The sequence below is a fragment of the Flavobacterium polysaccharolyticum genome, assembly GCF_038739875.1.
Taxonomy (GTDB): domain Bacteria; phylum Bacteroidota; class Bacteroidia; order Flavobacteriales; family Flavobacteriaceae; genus Flavobacterium; species Flavobacterium polysaccharolyticum.
Genome location: NZ_JBCGDP010000002.1, coordinates 266,105 through 283,497 on the forward strand (window position 1 = coordinate 266,105; position 17,393 = coordinate 283,497).

Below are 17,393 nucleotides of genomic sequence, written 5' to 3' on the forward strand. Positions count from 1 at the left end.
CTAAAACGCTGATAATTAGGCGTTTTTTAACCCATACGAAGATTTATTGATCTCCATAAATTAGATTTTTTTTCCATTTTTTGGAACTTTATTATTTCAAAAACAATTTTAATTAACTAAAAATCAATACAATACATTACTCCACAAATACTATAGCATCTGGGACTCTTCCTGTTCCAATAGTACTTACGATCTCAAAAGTTTTCATATCAATCACTTCAATTTTGTTCGCGTTGGAATTAGCGACAAAAGCATATAAACCATTAGGGTGCATCAAAATATTGACAGGGCGTGGTGTATGATAAAGTATTTTCTCTAATAGCGTTGTTTTGCCGTGAAGTATAATATTTTTTACTCTCTTTTTAGATTCTTGGTTGTATACATAAATATTACCATCAATAGCGTTGACAGCTAAACAATACTTACCGTCTATAGAAAATTTAAGTTTTAACGGATCTTTGCCTGTAATCAAAGTATTCGTAACTTTATAAGTCGAGGTATTTATTACAGTAATATTGTTTTCTTTATTGTTGGTCACCCATAATTCTGATCCATCAGGCGTTATATCGATACCTTTTCTTCCCAATCCACAAGGAATAATTGCAATAACTTTGTTTAACTTCAGGTCAATAACACTTACTGAACCTGAATCGATATTGGTTACATAAGCAATTGCCTTAGTTGGATGAAGTACTATAAGATGACTCTTTTTCTGTTTAGTTGGTAGTTGATTTTCAATATGTTCGGTATCAATATTTATGATTAATATATTATTACTAACAAAATCAATAACACCTACTTTATTTGGTTCACGAAAAGCAACAATCCCATTTACTTTTATATTTCTCTTTAAATCTATTTCTTTTACTGTACTGGTTTTCGTATCTATGACTTTAATAACATTGCCATCACTAGCCCCATAATTAGTAAGCACCACTCTTTTTTCATCCGAAGTTGTTACAGCTTCGTGAGATAATATGTCAATAGGAATTTCTTCTATTTCTTTACCAGCAGACAAATCAAATACCTGAACATCCTTACTCACCTTACTCACAATATATAATTTTCCACTAGTTTTTATCGTGTAAGCAGGTAATCTGAAAATCAAAAGTGCCAGCTTTATGACTATGAAGAAAACAACAAACGACAGTAAAATATATTTTAAATACTTCATATTCATAGTATCAAATTAATTTACAAAAGCCAGACCGTCTGGAATTTTCCCAGTGCCAATGGTGCTTACTATCTCGAAAGTTTTCATGTCAATTACTTCAACTTCATTTGCATTTGAGTTCGAAACAAAAGCAAATAAACCATTAGGATGCATTAAAATTCCAACCGGACGTGGTGTATGATAAAGCAATCGTTCTATACTATTATTTTTGCCCCGAATAATTATGGTCTTAATTAGTTTTTTAGATTGCTGACCAAACACAGAAATAGTTCCTCCGCTAGAATTTGCAACCAGACAATACTTTCCGTCTATGGAGAATTTAAGCCGTAAAGGCTCCTTTCCCGTATTTAAAGTGTTTGTAACTTTATAAATAGAGGTGTTAATTACACTGATAGAATTGTCTTTATTATTAGTTACCCAAAGTTCCGAACCATCGGGTGTAATGTCAATACCTTCTGTTCCTAAACCACAAGGTATAATTTGAATTACCTTATTCAGATCGAGATCAATAACACTAACTGAACCCGATTTTATATTCGTGACAAAAGCTACTGATTTAAAAGGATGAAGTACAATAAGATGACTAACTTCCTGCTGTGTTTGTATTTTTTTTTCTACAAGACCTGTTTTAATATTAACGATTGACAAATCATTCCCTACATCAGTTAGCACTCCAACCTTATTAGAATTTGGAAGAGAAGCAATACCGTGAGGCCGTAAACTCCCTTTTAGATTTATTGTTTTTTCGACTTTATCTGTTTTTGTATTAATAACTGTTATGCAATCTCCAGGCTCTTCAGGATTACCATAATTAGTGACAACAATTCTATTTTGATTTGGTATTGCAACTGCTTCATGCGGTTCAATCTGAATAGGGTATTCTGCTAATTCTTCTCCGTTTTTTAAATCAATAACTTTATAATCACTGCTTAATTTACTAAATATGTACAGTTTCCCACTAGTATGAATGGTATAGGAAGGCTGTTTAACCAGAAATGATATAACAATTATGGAGCCTGCAAATAGCAAAGCAAAAAAGAACACTATGTATTTTGTTTTTTTCATATCTGATTAGATTTAAGTTGATCGATTGCGTATCGGCAAGCTCTTACAGTAAGTGCCATATACGTTAAAGAAGGATTTTGACAAGCAGATGACGTCATACAACTACCATCTGTAATGAATACATTTTTCACATCGTGCATTTGGTTGTATTTGTTCAAAACGGATGTTTTTGGATCATTCCCCATTCTTGCCGTTCCCATTTCGTGTACAGCAGATCCTGGGGGCGGACTCGTTCTATAACTTCCTACATTTTTAAACCCTGCTTTGGTTAAAATTTCCTCACTTGATTTGGTCATATGTTCCATCATTGCCAGTTCGTTATCACCATATTTAAAATGAACCTTAACCAATGGTAATCCCCATTGGTCCAGATTTTGGGTGTCAAGAGAAATTTTGTTTTCACAATTTGGCAATACTTCACCTCGACCACCAAGAGAGATCGTCCATTTACCGGGAGTTTGCAATTGTGCTTTTAGAGATGCGCCAAAACCTTGCGTAGCTTTTGATTCCCAATTCTCCCGTTCTCCTTTTCCCTGAATTCCATATCCTCTGACAAAATCAGGGTTTTGCGTTTGCTTATTGATATTTTGAAATCTTGGAATATAAATGGTTCCTGGCGACCTTCCTTCATAATATTTATCCAACAATCCATCAAAAGTCCCGTAGGTGCCTTCATTGACGATATGATCCATTAAGTTGTGCCCGACTTGTTGACTAGAATTCCCTAAACCATTAGGAAAAGACGGTGAAACAGAATTCAATAAGATAGCAGCTGTGGCAATTGCCGAGGCATTTAAGAAAATTAGCTTGGCATAGAACGTCTGCTCTTCTTTTGAAATAGCATCAATAATTTTTATCCCAATGGCTCTTTTAGTATTGGCATCATACAGCACTTCTTTCACAATAGAGTTGGCTCTTAAAGTCAAATTCCCAGTATTTTGCGCATCTATCAATGTTGCCGAGTTACTGCTAAAATAGCCCGCAAAAGGACAACCTCGGCTGCATAAATTGCGATACATACAAGGGCCTCTTCCTTTTTTGGCTTGGGTCAAATTTGCTACTCTACCATTTATAATAACCCGATCGGAATAATGCTCTTTTACTTTTTGTTTTAAATACTGTTCTATTGCATTGAGTGGTATCGGAGGCAAAAAAACACCATCTGGTAAATGAGCTATGGACTCTGAACTTCCACTAATACCTACATAATCTTCAACATAATCGTACCATTGAGCCAAATCTGCGTAGCGTATAGGCCAGTCGACTCCATAACCATCCTTTTTATTGGCTTCAAAATCTAAATCTGAAAGACGATAGCTTTGTCGACCCCAAGTGAGTGAACGTCCCCCAACTTGATAGCCTCTAATCCACTTAAATGGATCCACCTGAATATAGGGATGCTCTTTGTCATTTACATAAAAATGCTTGTCGGCGGCATTACAATGACTGCTTTGTACGGGTCGTTCCTCGAGTTCTTTATTGGTCAAATGCTTTCTATTCTTAAAATCCCAAGGATTCAGAAAAGCGGTTGTGTAGCCCGTTACGTGTTCAACTTTTCCGCCTCTTTCTAACACCAAGGTTTTTAAGCCGCCTTCTGTGAGTTCTTTCGCAGCCCATCCTCCACTGATTCCTGACCCTACAACAATAGCATCAAAGGTGTTTGTTTCTGTTTGGTTTTTCATACTATAGCTATTTTGTTGCCCAAGCTTTTTGATTGGGTTGTATGGTGGTGATTGCTTTGTATCTAGCAGGAATAGGTTCGTACACTAAATGTTGTGTCGCTCCCAATTCTGACGTACAATATCCTTCTACAGTTAATGCTTTTAAAATGGTATAAAAAGGACGTCCTGATATCTTATTTCTTATTTTAGAAAACAAACTCGAAGCGTCGTAATTACTGTCAAAATCATTTACGATGGCTATTTGTTGTTGTGGTGTGCATTTTTCAAAATTAGAGCCATAGGTATTGATGCATGTTTCCTGAAGATCAATTAAGCCATCAAAGAAATTATTATATTCTTTTGCAGAAGAACAGGATTCCATATAATTAATAACAAAATCCTGAACGTTAGCTTGTTTTGCACCTGGAGTTTCGGTAGCAGGGATAATTACATCGACTAAGGCTGAAACTAAATTTTTATAATCATGGAGCTGACCTTTTCTGGATTTCACATAAAAAAGATTAAATCCAGTATAAGTAGCAATCCCAATTCCTGTGAGGGCTAAAATTCCGCCGATAGCTTTTCTTCTATTCATAATTATACTTTTTTGAAGTGAAATCTAATAGTTTACAAACTTTATTTTAGGCTAACTCGCTCGTTGTGCTCTTTCCCAGTTAACCGATTGTGATTTTTTCATATACCTAAAAAAGCCTAAAACCACGCATACATTCATTATAAAAAAGTAGTAAGGCACAAACAAAATCTTGACTCTGGTTTCTCTATTTTCTAAAAACCAACCCAGTAAGGCCGAAGCATAAAAAAGAAACTGCAACCAAAAGAGTGTGGAATACAAACCAAAAGAGAAAATCCCTTCGTTGATGGCTAATATTGACAAAACAGGAATAAGAAGTATGAGGCATAATGGGGTTAAACTCCAGCGCAAAACGCGATGCGAAATGTATTGAAAGGAAAGCGTTCCGTATTTAAAAACATTCAGCAAAGAACGAAGTCGCACAATAGATTGAATGCCTCCTGCAGAGATTCTGACTTTGCGTTTAAATTCTTCTTTCACATTAGCCGAAGCTGATTCTATAGCATAGGCATCAGGATCATATTGAATGGTATACCCTTCTTGAGCCACTCGCAGTGATATTATAAAATCATCCAGTAAGGTGTCTTTTTCAACGTGGCGGTACAAAGATGTTCGAATGGCAAAAAGTTCCCCAGCAGCTCCTACCACTGAGTACAATTCGGCATCCCATTTTTTCAATGCCGATTCATATTTCCAATAAATACCCTCGCCTGCACCAGAGGCGACATCGCTTTCCTTATCCACAATTCGTTTTTCTCCAGAAACGCAGCCCACCTTTGGATTGCTAAACAAGTTTACGATGCGTCTTATGGATTCTTTCCCAAGATTGGTATTGGCATCACTAAATATTACGATGGGAGTTTTCACAAAATCCATCCCTCGATTCATTGCTCCAATCTTACCATTGCGCTCATCTAAATGATAGACTGTGGTCTTGGGGTATCCTCTTAATACATCAGGAGTGCCATCATCAGAGCCATCTGTAACCCAAACGATATTGATTTTCTCTTTAGGATATTCGAGTGCTAAGGTGTTTTTCATTTTAGCAGCTACATAATCCTTTTCATTGTAAGCGGCAATAAACAAGGTCACTTCGGGTTCATAAGAGGTATCTATTGCTAGCTTTTTACCCATCTTCAAAAACCGTCTGATTTTTATAATTGCATACAACAAAATACCGTACCCCACATAGGTATAGACTATCACCGATAGCAAAATCCAGAATAGTATCTTTAGTGTTATCATTTTTACTTGCTTAAAATTTATACTAACGCTAAACCTTTTCCCATATTTGTTTTTCAGGATTGTATTGTTTCAATACCCGTGCTGGATTCCCCACTGCAACAGCATAGTTTGGAATATCTTTTGTGACTACACTTCCCGCCGCAATAACACAATTTTTACCAATGGTAACTCCAGCCAAAACCACCACGTTAGCACCAATCCAAGTACCATCGCCAATAGTTATAGGTGCTGTAGATACTCCCTGAACATGAATAGGAAGGTTTACATCTTCATAATTATGATTTAAGCCCGAAATGGTAATGTTTTGAGCAAGTCTAATGTCATTTCCGATAGTGACCGGACCAATGATGGTGTTACTAAGCCCTATTTTGGTTCTATCTCCAATAATGACAGGACCAACACCATTGTTAATTGCTGAAAAATCTTCAATAGTTGAATCCTCTCCAAGTTCAAATTTATTCCATGGTACAACGTCCAATCTTGTTCGGGGTCTAATTCGGGCTCCTTTTCCTTTTTTATGATAAAAAGGATTTACGAACCACTTAATCCATAGTCTTGGTCTTGTTTGTTTAGGAATAAGTATCGACCAGTGAACCATTTTTTTTAATTGTTCATTTGATTTGATTTTTTCTTTTAATCCCATTGCATTCTGTTTTTGGTTGCTTTAATTATTGCATTATAGATAGCACTAACATTGTTTTCCCAAGTATGACTTTTAGCAAAATTGGCTCTTTGTTCTTCTAGTGCTTTTGAGTTTTCTTCCAGAGCTTTTTCGGTTAAGGTAATGTACTCTTCATTTGAAGATGCCAGATACACGTACTCACTAAACATTTCCATTGCTTTGGTTTGCGTTGCAATTACTGGTTTTCCCATTGCAAGGTATTCGTCGATTTTTCTTGGATAATTCCCAATCGTTAAGTTGTTGGTCAACTGCGGATTGATGGCTACATCAAAACCTTTTACATAAGCTGGAAGTTCTGAGCCATCTTTACTCCCAAAAAAATACACATTTGGCAATTGATGCAATTTTGATTTTTTAAAATCGTCGTCCTCTGGCCCTACGAGAACAATGCTCCAGTTTTTTCTTTGCTCGGCTATATATTCAAGTAAATTGATGTCTAACCTCAAACTGGTAAGCGACCCCACATAGCCAATAATTGGCGAGGGTACATCATTGAATTCTGCGGGAACTTGTATGGTACCTTCATCGTCACTAAAGTGAGAGACATCGCAACCTTGTCCAACCATATAACTATAAGCCGTGTATTGTAAACCAAAATCTGCAAAAAAATCAGAATTCGTCAATAAAACATCCGCTTGCTGTATGACTTCGGGTTCCATTTGTTCTCCGTGTTTTTGCCAATAAGGTACTTTTACCAAATAATCTCGCATATAATAAGCATAGACTTTAGGCTGTAAAAATTCTTTCAAATGTCTTCCTAAAAACATGGAACTGTCATTAAAGAGAATGACATCTTTAAAATTCAATCGCTTGACCGCCGATGTAATATCTTCTGAAAATAAACGAGCATTTCTCCTATTCAACATTTTAAAAACAATATGAAGAGGCAACCAGTTAATGGATTCAACACTGTTTTTAGGGTATAGATTCCATAGGTTGGTTCCAATCTCGTATAAATCAGGTTCAAGCCCCTTTTTGATTCTGATTCTTTTTTGAATTTTTTCTTTATGCTTATCTTTTCCCATCGTAGCTCTATCCATCGGTGGATTTACATATAAAACCCGATTGTGTTTAGCAAACTCCAATGCTATATTCTTGCAATTACTACCTATTTCAATATCCCAGGCTTGTATGCCTACCACTATAATATCTTTCCCTTTTATCATGATTTCATATTTTTTAATTGTTCGACATGAATTGATTCATAAAGTTTCAAATACTCTTTGGCCATATTTTTCCAGGAGAACTGTTTACTTCGCTCTAAACCTTTCTCACAAATCGATTGGCGATAGGCTTCATTATTTAGAATTGTAATTAATCCTTCTGTAATTTCTTCAGATTGAAACGGATTGACAATATGGGCAGCATCTTCTGCAATTTCAGGCATTGATGAAGTGTTTGATGTGATTACAGGCACGTTACACGACATGGCTTCCAGCATAGGAATCCCAAAACTTTCGCGAAGTGACGGATAGAGAAAGATATCGCATTGAGAATAAATAGCTGGCAAATCAGAATTAATCACATAGCCTGTTAAAACAATATGATGAATGAGATTGGGGTCGTTAATTTCATTCAACAAGCTATTCAGTTCTGTTTTATCATAATCCAACATAACGAGTTTATGATTAGAGGCTGTACGTTTTAAAAAATCTGAAAAAGCTTTAAGAGTACCTTTTGTATTTTTTTTAGGGTCTGTATTTCCTAAGAAAAAGAAGTACTTGTCGGGCAAATTGTATTTTTCTTTAACACGTTTGAGTTCTTCTCTATTAGTAATGGGTTTAAAATGTTCGCTTACTCCATTATAGATAGCATATAGTTTTGTATTGTCTTTAATCCCAAAGAACTCCCCAATTCTGTTTTTTTCAAAATGAGAAACAGTAATCACTTTTTTACTCTTGTTTACTACACGAGGTACGACCAATTTTCTATAAATGTTTCCAAATTTTTGATAGGTACTTGCACTACTTCTCAGTATTTTCAAATAACTACTTTCCATATAAATAATATCATGAAGAATCGTTATTAGAGGAATAGAGGTGAAAAAAGGTGCAGTATTACTGGTGCAGTGCAAGATATCGCAGCCATATTTTTTGGCAGCATTGGGCAACGCTATTTGCTCCCATGTAGGATACGGTCCTCCATTTAATTCAATAATCGTAAAATTCGAAGTGGCTGTAAGAGCAGATCGATCTTCATCGGGTTTTACAAAAATGAAATAGTCATTTACATGGTCTAGCTCTTGCAGGTTCTTTATCAGTTCTAAAGCTACCATGTCCATTCCATGTTTTTTCTTGCGAAAAAGTCGTTGCCCTTCTATACCTATTTTCATAACGCTGCTTTTTTAATAGATTGAATTGAAAAATATCCCATAAGCTGATTTTTAATTTTAGTATAAATCACCACTTCTATGAAATAAGAAAACAAGAACATCAAAATGATATACAGTGAATATTCTACTATTTTATCGTTTATAAATTTCAAATAGGTAGCTTCGACAACTAGATAATGATGAGAGATATATATCACATAAGAAAAAGGCGCGAAGTATTTGAATACCCAAAAAAAAGTATTAAAACCAAACCAATTGCATGTATTCCAAATTAAAGAAGTAAGCAGTAATAAAAAGGCAAAAACAAAATGTCGTAATTCTACAATAGGATATGCTACTAGTGGGTAACTATAGATTTTTGTGTATGAAAAATTCAAGTATAAATTCAATACTAATAACGCAATGACAGTTGCTAAAACACCAACGTAGGAACTTACCGCTTTAAAACTAAAGGAATCGCTTTTTATATAAATTGAGGCAAATTCTACTCCAATCCACCAAATTCCAAAATACATGACAATTCTATTTAAGATAAATGGATAAACAACATACGAAACAGTTGCTATTAGAATACTACTGCTTATCCAAATCGAAATGTTTTTGGGATGAATATATTTAGTAAACACAAAAAAGAACATGTAAAACCACCATTCATAAGATAATGACCAAAGCAATCCGTTACCCATATAGGTTGGTACAATTACATTGGGCTTCAGAGAAATGACATCTTGTAGCATAAAAATATTACCCCACAAAGTGCTCCATTCTGGGTCGGCTAAATTTCCAGTGGCATAACATTTTAAAAAATAGCCGATTAAAAAGATGAAAAAGAGAGGTATATAAATTCGCAAAAAACGACGCCCAAAATAATTGAGAAACGATTTATCTTCTGATTTTTCCCAAGAATACTTGATTACAAATCCACTTAAAACAAAAAATAAAATAACTGCTTCTGACCCAAAACGAAAAAGAAAGCCCACATTTATTCCAAATAGATTTATCTTTTGCGGCAGCACGTGAAAGAGCATCACATATAATGCGCTAAAACCCCGAATGGCTTCGAGTTTCTCTAAACGATTATATTTTTCTGATGTTTCCATAGCTAATTTGAAACAATTTTTTTAATTACAACAACCTCATTTTGATGTACTTGACGTATGTTGCGTATGAATAAATGTTTTATTGGCTCCTTTTATTTTTAGTAGAGACAACAACATCATGAACATTCCTTTTGGCAAACTCATTAATGCTTTTAAAGTTTTGCGATTGTAAAAGGATTTTGGCACAGAGAAAACAAAAGACAACACACAGGCTATTAACAAGACCACCCAATAATTCGAATAGGAATTTTGATTATCTAGCCAGTAGTTTAGCATAACAAAACTAACGCTGCACAGTATAACGGCTCCGAGCAATAATATTCTAGGAGGCTGAATAAATTGAATTGCCTTGTCGAAATAATCGACATTACCTTTCATAACTAAATGCTTGCAAGCATTTAAAATATCTTTCTTAAAGTAATGCAATTGTGCGGACAGCCATCTGCGACGTTGATTGCCAAACACTTCAGCTTTTTGAATTTTTTCATCAAAAACCATTGCGTCATTGAGATAAACAATCGTATGTCCTTCTTTTAGCATTTTGAGTTCAATTTCCTTATCAAACCCCCCAACGGCAGTAACAGTAGCCATAAGTGTTTTAAAATAATTGTACTGAAAAGCCATTCCAGAACCAATTATTGCAGAAGATAGTCCTAAAACACGATGCCCTTTCCTGAAAATATTATTGTTAATTTCTTCGCTAATAGCATCAAGAATAGCCCAAGAATTGTTCGTGTTTTTGGCTGTACGATGGCCTTGCACCGCAATAAAGCCATATTCAAAAGCTGCATTTATTTGCTTCAAAAAGTCATTTGCCATAACATTATCAGCATCTAAAACCACTGCAACATCATAATCTCTTTCGAGAGTTGCCATGGCTTTATTCAACGCTTTAGATTTTGTGCTTTTGTCAAAACTTACCTCGATAACGATGATGGGTAACGTTTTTAAGGCTGAAATTGTTTCTTCTTGAAAAGAATCTGCAATGATTACCACATCATAATGAGTAGATGGGTAGTCTTGCTCTAAAGCTGCATTTGCAACTTCAACAATTACTTCATCTTCTTTGTAACCTGGAATAAGCACTGCAATCTTTTTTATGTTTCCGTTATCAGCGTATTTCTTTTGTTTATAAAATAAGCTTGCTATTGAAAACAGTAAAACATATAGAGTTGCCAAACCCAAAAGGAGTAGCAGAACAATTTGTATGATATTAAATAGAAGCATAATTTAAATTTTTAATTAAAAATTGTTGGTGCTTTATTCATTTTATTATTTAAACTTTCTCAGTATATCTCTCGCTTTTAAAGCGTATTTTCTTAAGAAAGGAAGGTGCTTACCACTTTTAAGATTGTACATAAAAGATTCTGATTCGAATATCATTTCAAAATTAGCAGTACATAAAACGGGCTTTTTGGACAACCTATTGATTTCAACAGCCTGATGGTATTCGCTTTCAACAAAAAGTACGTATGGTTTTGCTAAATAGGCTTTTGCCTTATGATCGCCATGATTATTGGCTCGCTGTCTGGCCTCCATATTGGGTAAATCCAGCATAACCAATTCATTATATTTGATATTGTTGGCTGCTAACCAAGTTTCGGTTTCTTTACGGTATTTTTCTAGACGAGAAGTAACAATTGTCCCAATTTTACTCCCGGGTATAAACAATGGTGGAGCATTTAAAATAAAATCGATGTATTTTTCTCCATCGTCATTTTGTTCTGGCAAAGGATCTGCACACAAAACCCCATCAATGTCAAAGCAAGCTTTTTCTAGAGTAGTATGATTGAGAATATTCCACTGAAAATACCTAGGTAAAGGCACCACTTCAAAAAAATAATCAACCATTTTTTCTTTTCCAGGAATGACATAAACTGCACAATATTTTATATTGAATTGATCATTGAGATGTTGTAAACTTTCTTTTACCTCAACCATAGCAGCACCCGAAGCAATACTGTCATCGACCACAAGTATGTTTTTAAATTCTGAAATATCAAAAAACTGACTTCTCGCTCCTGCTTTATAGATATGTCCATTCAAAAAAGAATGAATATCTGTATAAGGCCTATTGAGATATAAGGCCAATAAATTTGCTGGAAGCATCCCACTTCTCGGAACCCCAACGATCAAATCAAAATCACGAGGAATGATACTTAATCGCTGAAGTATGATATTATTTAGATCTTTTATATTTCTATAGTACATAACTTTTAGGTTTAAAGGTTGATTCGTTAGTTTAGCCTTACATAGTAATTTCAATTTTATAGATTTTGTGCTGGACTCAATTCGAGTTCATTCTTTTGTTGGTCTGCTTCAAAAATTTCAGGATTGGAAATAATAGCCATAGTTGCATATATGAGTAAGGCCGTTGGCATTTGTCCCAAAACGGCATTGCCATAGGAAGCTGCCATAACACCCGCCATTCCAGAAATTAGCGCACTCATTTTTAGCTTAGTTATTGGATCTCTAATAGTAAACATAACCTTGTAGGATGCTTTCCCAATTACATAAAACAAAACAAACAAATGAAATACCAAGCCCACAATACCTAACTCTGCCCAAATCAAAACATACCAACTGTCAGTTGCTACATGAGAAAGAAACGCATTAGGCAAAAACCGTTGGGCTTTGTCACCTGCATGCCCAATACCCCCTCCGAATGGCCTTGATGCCAAATAAGCTTTCAGTATTTTTTGATTGTTCAAACGAACTTGCAACGATGGTTCATTAGGATCAAATGCGCTTCGCATTCGTCGTATTTGATCGTTCCCATTGGCGATAGTCGTGTATTTGAAAAAAACAAAAAACATGGCAAGAAATAGCACCCCAAATGACAACACTTTAATATTCTTTCTCAGTAAAAAAAAAGTCATTAGCCCCCCTAATGGAACTGCAATTGAACCTCTGGTTCCGGATATCAACATGCCGTAGAATCCTAATATTCCAACGATTATAAAAAACACTCTGGCAAAACCTTTTTTGGTCATAGAATAAATAATAGCCACTACCCCCGTATATCCTTGATTTCCTCCAAATTGCCCCGCATCACTAAAAAATGAAAAAACCCTTAACTTACCAAAAAGTACATGAGTCTGAGCAGCACCTGCATTTAACCATGCTTGTTCGGCAGCATCTACCCCAATGAACAACTGCTTCATCCCATTAAGGGTTGCAATTAAGGAGAAAACACCCCAGACATACAATAGTATATCTAACTTTTTATGGGTATTTATGAATAAAAATGTGAGAATAATAAAGAAAAAGAAATAAAACCCAAGACCTCTACCTGCAATCCAAGCTTCAACACTTCGGGCTTCCGGATTTACTAATTGAAATATGCAATACAATAACCAAATCCCAGCAAAAATGGTAATATCTTTATTAGCCGGAGACCAATCCACCCTTTCTCTAAATCTGAAAAAAATTAACGCTAAAAAAGTTAAAATCATTACACCGTCTATTGCAAAGCCTAAGGGTAAGCCAGTGACATAGCGCGTTAAACCAAGAATCAAAAAATTAAGACCAATAGCTGTGTAAAAACCAAGAATAGGATTTGTAAACAATTTATACAAATAGAAAACCAAAAACATAAGTGCAATCAAAAGGCCTATTCCCACTATTTTTAATTTTGCAATTAATAATGCGATTACCATTAATGCTATAAACAATAGCACAAGCCCCTTTGGGCTAGATAAACTAGCAGAACCAGATGTTTTATCAAAGGGATTTATATTGTTGTTACTTGTGTTCAATTTACTCTTTTTTTAGTTTTTCATGATTCTTTCAGATTCGTATTTGTCACTTTTTGAATGAGGGTCTTGTAAAAATTAATTCCACTTGAAAAAATTTCTTTATAATTCAAAGTCAGTTCTTTGTCTAAGAAATACATTCCCATACAAATGCCAACTAAAGTAAAAAGTATAGATGCAACTGCAACTAGCAACAACGATTGGAATATAAAAATGGCGATACAATCCCCAATGATATTTGCCATAACCATAACGAATACTTTTATAGCATTAATTTTTGGTTTATTGATACTATCTAACCCAATACCTGTCATTCTATCGATAGGCAATAACAATCCATAAATAGAGAATACTCGAACAATATTGACAACATTAAATCCTGTTTGGGGATCCGTTTCTAAATATTGTTTCCCACTTATGAGCAACACAAAAAATTCTGCAAATACAAATGTGAATACACTTAGTCCAGCAAAAAGATACGTTAAAGCTCCGGAGTAGGTGTAGAACAAATCTCTTACTTCTTCAACCTTTCCTTGAACGCTTGCCTTAGACATTTTAGGAAAAGCGGTAGCTACAAAACTTCGAAGCGGAATTTGCTGTAATTCTGTCAATTTTAATGGAATACTATACAAAGCAACAGCGGAACTACCTAATGGACTTAAACTGATAATTATAGTATCAGCACTTCTCAACAAGTTGGTGCCAATTAATGTGAACGTAGTATATTTTCCAAAATTTAACAATGTCTTATTGGTCTTTTTGTTGGCTTTGAAAATGTTTTTAGTACCATCCCAACCCAATACAATACTTATGAATGATGTCAAAGTGTTAATGATCAACATTGCTATTACTAATTGATCTAATGTCAACAACTCTAGGAAAAAATTAGTTAAAATCACTAGAAAAAACAGGCCACTATTTACTGATTTTAATAGCAGTATTTTCCCGTATTCTCTGTCAGCTTGCAAGACAACAAGAGCATTATTCCAAGGAAGATTTAGAAAGGCTAATAGTGGATACCATTTAAAAAACAGATGGTATCCAGAATTATTAATTTCATGATTAAATAGTACATAACACACAACCAAAATAATTGCTATTGCAAGAGTTGCCAGCAAGCCAATCAAAGCATTAGAACCAATTAGTTCAATTCGAGACGAAGCGTCTGCTCCAGATAAAAAACGTATTAAACCATTGTTCGTAATACCAAATCGAAACATTTCTACAAACGAACCACCAGTAATAAACAAAACCCATTTACCAAAAACTTCTAAAGACAAACTTCTCGCCAACAATGCAAAACCAGCAATGCCTAAAACCGCAATGACAAGATTCCCTGTTAATGACAGAAAATTATCTTCTCGCACTATAGCTTTGAATGTTTTCATTTGCTCCTGAATTAAATTTGGTTCTTAGAAAAAAATTGAAATTTGAACATCGCTTTTAATTTTCTTCTTAATAAGCTTCGTCTTTTAGGCAACTCCCCTAAAACCGCTTCAACTTCATTGATAGCAACGCCATTAATTATGAAATTAATTTTTGACTGAGAAGCTGCCACTACATTCTTTATAGCAGATTGATCCGCATCTGACCATACTCGATTAGAACGACATACTAGAATTTCTAAATCGGCTTTATTTATTAATTCAATTGGATTAATGTAATCAATTAAGGAGGGCAACTCAATAATAACAAAATCTGGAATAAAATCTAAAATAATATTGTTATGCTCTAAAATATCTGTGACGTTTTTAGCATTATAAAAAGTATTATTCATTGCATAGGTATAATAATCTGAAGGATCAAGATAACTAGAAACATCTGCTAAAAATGGATTATTATAATCAATGCGAGGATCTGTATATCCTAAAATTTTATTTAGTCTAGAAAATTTCATTAGCTTTTTTACTGGTTTTTTGGCACCTTCATAAGTAAGCATGACCACTTTTTTACCCTCATGCTTTAATGTTTTAGCGATATTCCCCGCTATTACCGTTTTACCTTCTAATTTTTGAGTACTAAAAACAACAATAGTATTTGTCTTTTTATCTGTGGGGTGTGTCTCAAAATAGTACAACACATTTTGCGTAATAATCTCGATGAGTCTTTTTTGAATGTATGCTAAATTGATACTGCCTGGATCCAAAATTAATTTAGGCATCATACCCAACGAATTCATGCCTAGCTTTTTACTTGCAATTTTAGCATTCTTCAAAGTATCATCAAAATACTCCATTATAAAAAGAATTGCCAGCGTTAGAATACCTCCCAAAATAGCTGCTGCAATGATTAATAGCGCTCGTTTAGTGGGGTTTGGAGATAAGGGATAATAAGGAGGATCAACGGCCTTCAAATTGGAGGTAAGCTCACTATCTTGTAGTTTTAGTTTCGCTAAATTTAATCCATGCAAAATCTCTAAATATCCTTGCTCAGATACCGAAATCTCTCGCTCAATTCTTTTAATAGTTGCACCTGCTGGGGCATAATTCGCGTATTTTGTCTGAAAATCTTTGTTTTGTCCGTTTATAACTTTAATTTTTGCTTTAATATTTTCTGCTTCGACTACATTATCCATCCACTCTGGAAGTATTTTGGATACGGGCAAACCATCTATTGAATTTTGATAGGAATACAATTCAGCGACATTTCTTTTTATGTCATTTGACAAGGCCTCTGTTTTTTTATTTAGTTCTGTTATTTTGTCCAAATCTCCCTTATTATTAGTAGATTCAAATCTCGCTTTAGTCAAGGCTATTTTATAATTAAGGTCCCCGATTTGTTTCTTTTTATCAAGAATAGTAGCAGTCTTTTGTTGGATTGCTTCTTGTATTTTCAATTTTTCTTCTAATCGTTTCGTCGAAGCTTCGATTCCAGCTAATTCAGCTATTTTTTTATTATAATCCACATCCATATCTTCCTTTACTACTGCAACAGCTTTACTCTGTTCATAGTAATTGATAATATTAGAAGATTTATTAAACTCTAAAAGAATATCTTCAGCTGCTGTTAATTTTTGTCTAGCATTTTCTAGCTGACCTTCGAAGTATTTTACAACTGCATCGGATCTATTTTCCTTAATGTGTTTATAATTAACAATACAAACTCGATTATAAATAGCAAGTGTTTGCTGGCAAATCCCTGGGTCATTTACCGTGTAACTTAACTTTATCAAATCACTATTTGAAATTCGCATAGCAGTTACAGTAGCAATCGCCTTAAGAGAATAATGGTCATCTTTACCGTAATTCAATAGTTCATATACATAATTAGTATTGCTACTCTTCATTAAATTCATTAAATTTTTAACAGTCTTTTCATAATCTGATCTATTGATTTCAGGGGGAAATAGCGCTTTATCGGTATCACTTATATCCAATGATGCAGGCACGGGTTTGTTTTCACGCACCACATACTTGTACAAAGAAGCGGGAACCTTACTTTTTAATTGGTCGTAAAACGTTTTGGATATGTATTTAGGATTTGCCTTTGGAAGCATTAAATGCTGAGCTAATAATCTGACCGCAACTTCTTCTTGGGTTTCTCGTGAGTTTATAATATTAATCAAATTATCAAAGGCTGCGTTTGATGCTTGATAATTGAATGTTTTATCCATTTCAATTGAAGAACCCGTAGCAATACCCGTGTACAAAACAGTTTGAGAAGAATATTCAAAAGATGGATTCTTGGTTAGGAATACTACCAATGAAGCAAGTACTATTGGAACCAATAATAGGAGCAACAGATGCTTTAAAATCAATCTTACAAAATCAATTATTTTCATCTTTCT

Annotated in this window: 14 protein-coding genes; all 14 read right to left on the reverse strand. The window is 34.4% G+C overall.

Annotated elements, in window-relative coordinates:
- Positions 1-136: 136 nt before the first annotated feature.
- Positions 137-1,054, reverse strand: a complete 918-nt coding sequence (locus WFZ86_RS03070) for a beta-propeller fold lactonase family protein (RefSeq protein WP_342690557.1) — start codon at positions 1,052-1,054, stop codon at positions 137-139.
- A gap of 135 nt (positions 1,055-1,189) precedes the next feature.
- Positions 1,190-2,239 carry a beta-propeller fold lactonase family protein gene (locus WFZ86_RS03075; protein WP_342690558.1) on the reverse strand — a complete coding sequence of 350 codons (1,050 nt, stop codon included), beginning with the start codon at positions 2,237-2,239 and terminating at the stop codon, positions 1,190-1,192.
- Positions 2,236-3,921, reverse strand: coding sequence for a GMC oxidoreductase (locus tag WFZ86_RS03080; protein ID WP_342690559.1), 1,686 nt, complete (start codon positions 3,919-3,921; stop codon positions 2,236-2,238). Before WFZ86_RS03080 ends, WFZ86_RS03075 begins: the two co-directional genes overlap by 4 nt.
- A gap of 7 nt (positions 3,922-3,928) precedes the next feature.
- Positions 3,929-4,495, reverse strand: coding sequence for a gluconate 2-dehydrogenase subunit 3 family protein (locus WFZ86_RS03085; RefSeq protein ID WP_342690560.1), 567 nt, complete (start codon positions 4,493-4,495; stop codon positions 3,929-3,931).
- Positions 4,496-4,546: 51 nt separating this feature from the next.
- Positions 4,547-5,737 carry a glycosyltransferase family 2 protein gene (locus tag WFZ86_RS03090; RefSeq protein WP_342690561.1) on the reverse strand — a complete coding sequence of 397 codons (1,191 nt, stop codon included), beginning with the start codon at positions 5,735-5,737 and terminating at the stop codon, positions 4,547-4,549.
- A 28-nt stretch (positions 5,738-5,765) separates the two neighbouring features.
- The gene (locus tag WFZ86_RS03095) at positions 5,766-6,380 is read right to left on the reverse strand and encodes an acyltransferase (protein ID WP_342690562.1); all 615 of its coding nucleotides are present in this window, start codon (positions 6,378-6,380) and stop codon (positions 5,766-5,768) included.
- Positions 6,371-7,585: a glycosyltransferase gene (locus tag WFZ86_RS03100; protein WP_342690563.1), complete on the reverse strand. Its 1,215-nt coding sequence runs from the start codon at positions 7,583-7,585 to the stop codon at positions 6,371-6,373. Before WFZ86_RS03100 ends, WFZ86_RS03095 begins: the two co-directional genes overlap by 10 nt.
- A complete protein-coding gene (locus WFZ86_RS03105) occupies positions 7,582-8,751 on the reverse strand; it encodes a glycosyltransferase family 4 protein (RefSeq protein ID WP_342690564.1) in 1,170 nt (389 codons plus the stop codon). Before WFZ86_RS03105 ends, WFZ86_RS03100 begins: the two co-directional genes overlap by 4 nt.
- Complete coding sequence (locus tag WFZ86_RS03110; protein ID WP_342690565.1) at positions 8,748-9,851, reverse strand: acyltransferase family protein; 1,104 nt, start codon at positions 9,849-9,851, stop codon at positions 8,748-8,750. The genes WFZ86_RS03105 and WFZ86_RS03110 overlap by 4 nt, the downstream gene beginning before the upstream one ends.
- Before the next feature lie 36 nt (positions 9,852-9,887).
- On the reverse strand, positions 9,888-11,078 hold the full coding sequence (locus tag WFZ86_RS03115; protein ID WP_342690566.1) for a glycosyltransferase family 2 protein: 1,191 nt from the start codon (positions 11,076-11,078) through the stop codon (positions 9,888-9,890).
- Positions 11,079-11,123: 45 nt separating this feature from the next.
- Entirely contained in the window at positions 11,124-12,062 is a 939-nt protein-coding gene (locus tag WFZ86_RS03120) for a phosphoribosyltransferase family protein (protein ID WP_342690567.1), read from the reverse strand.
- 56 nt (positions 12,063-12,118) lie between these two features.
- Entirely contained in the window at positions 12,119-13,609 is a 1,491-nt protein-coding gene (locus WFZ86_RS03125) for an O-antigen ligase family protein (protein WP_342690568.1), read from the reverse strand.
- A gap of 20 nt (positions 13,610-13,629) precedes the next feature.
- Positions 13,630-14,994 carry a lipopolysaccharide biosynthesis protein gene (locus tag WFZ86_RS03130; RefSeq protein WP_342690569.1) on the reverse strand — a complete coding sequence of 455 codons (1,365 nt, stop codon included), beginning with the start codon at positions 14,992-14,994 and terminating at the stop codon, positions 13,630-13,632.
- Between the two features lie 11 nt (positions 14,995-15,005).
- Complete coding sequence (locus WFZ86_RS03135; RefSeq protein WP_342690570.1) at positions 15,006-17,387, reverse strand: hypothetical protein; 2,382 nt, start codon at positions 17,385-17,387, stop codon at positions 15,006-15,008.
- Positions 17,388-17,393: the final 6 nt, after the last annotated feature.